At 30.2% G+C, this 1,882-nt stretch carries 2 protein-coding genes; both read right to left on the reverse strand.

Features of this window, described 5'->3' with window-relative positions; translation table 11 throughout:
* Positions 1-97: 97 nt before the first annotated feature.
* Entirely contained in the window at positions 98-385 is a 288-nt protein-coding gene (locus tag ACIQZG_RS24425; protein ID WP_402758750.1) for a hypothetical protein, read from the reverse strand.
* A 207-nt stretch (positions 386-592) separates the two neighbouring features.
* Positions 593-1,018, reverse strand: coding sequence for a MaoC family dehydratase (locus ACIQZG_RS24430; RefSeq protein WP_402758752.1), 426 nt, complete (start codon positions 1,016-1,018; stop codon positions 593-595).
* Positions 1,019-1,882: the final 864 nt, after the last annotated feature.

Below are 1,882 nucleotides of genomic sequence, written 5' to 3' on the forward strand. Positions count from 1 at the left end.
TTTGGACGGTTATTTGGTATACACAAATTTAGTATAACATGATATTTTCATTATTTTTAATAAAAATTATTGACAACTATCAGCTGGTTTTGTTGTATTAGAATGGATTTACTCCTTTAACAAACGGAATAAATATAGCATAAATAGAGCCGATAAAAAGAAGCCAAAAGATAATAGATGTTATTCGTTTCTTTAACATGTTGTTATTTTTATTAATGAAAAGCCCACGCATAATTGTATAAAGAAAAAACAGTAAGTATGAGACACCGAACCAATTAACCCATACATTCCCTGTAAAACTAATACCAAAGTTTTCATAAATCGTTCTTAATACATTTTCAGTTAGAATAAAACCAATCACTAAAAAAACTAAGGTTTCAAACATTATAATAGCGTACGATTTCCAAACGGACAGTTTTGTTCCCTCCCTTAATTTCCATTCTCTAAATTTTAACATAATTACCCAATCTAGCTTTAAAGCATCATGCAAGAATATGGCGCTATTATTGAAAAAGGGACAATTCCTCTTAAGAATTGTCCCTTTTAATTGAATTACTATTAACTGGTGGTGTTCAATACTTTAAAATAACCTTCATCGCTTTATCAATGCAGATAATTCGCCCTCAAAAACTTTTTCTTCCTTATCATTGAAAGTAGATAACAATACCGTTAGGATACCCGTTTCATTCTTTGTTGCTTTCTTATCAATAACCTTTACAATGATATATAGTTCATCATCAGGATACACCGGCTTTATAAATCTAATATTATTCATTCTTGTTCCGGCAATAACATCCTCACCATATTTACCTTCTTCAACCCATAGCTTAAATGAAATAGCTAGTGTATGTATCCCAGAAGCAATGATTCCATTAAATCTTCCCTGATTTGCTTTTTCCTCATCTAAATGCATATATTGGGGGTCAAACTCACCTGCAAACCTCATAATATCCTCTTTTGTTAATTGGTATGGTTTAGTTTCGAACATATCTCCAATTGTAAATTCATCTAACTTCATAAAAACACCTCTTAAATATTAATTAACACGATTACTTAATCTATTCTAACACCTACTATTAATGGTTAGTATTACTTTTTCCTACCTCAAGAAACCTGATCGTTGACTTAAGTATATCTTCACAAGCTTTCATAAATCTTAACTTAAACATCTATTTTCTTTTAATGTGTTATTTAATTAAATGGCCCTTTAGTGGAACAGCTTATTGTCACTCTACATTTCCTTTATCGATCTTTTAATTCAGATATTCTTTTAGTTTTAACTATAAAAATACCATTTTAGATTACTAATTCAAAGAGAATAACGGCCAAACCTTGTTATAAACCACAATAACGTATTTCATAGAACCTGTTTTATAAACGTTTCGACTTTGTTTCAAAGCTACACTTGAAAAAAGATTTTGAGTTAAACTTCTATACAGATTCCAGATTAGACATGTACATTAATTATTAGGAAGAAAATTGATTTTACCTCCTTGATATAGGCACTTCAAATGGAGTGTTCAGAACCAATGTTTATCTGTCTATACAGCAGTTATCTTTCAACTTATTCAGTTAAGGAGCAGTTATTATGTATAAAATCAATCTACGTCCATGGTTATTTTTGGTCGTGTTTATGTTGTTAGTGTGTTCGTGTTTGACATACGAATCCCTTAAAGCATTGGGAGCAGAGGACATCTTCTTTAAGTGTATGAAGTCACTTGTTAATATGACATTTATTAAAATCTATTATTAATCATATTGAAAAAAGATGGATTCTTATTTTGCCGTTTAATGTGGTACCTAAGTCAAGGACAAACTAAAAAAAGAGATTAAGCAGCTAAGAGATGGTTTCTGTATTGTACAGGAGCCATCCTTTTTAGAT

The organism is Lysinibacillus sp. NPDC096418, assembly GCF_044762775.1.
GTDB lineage: Bacteria > Bacillota > Bacilli > Bacillales_A > Planococcaceae > Lysinibacillus.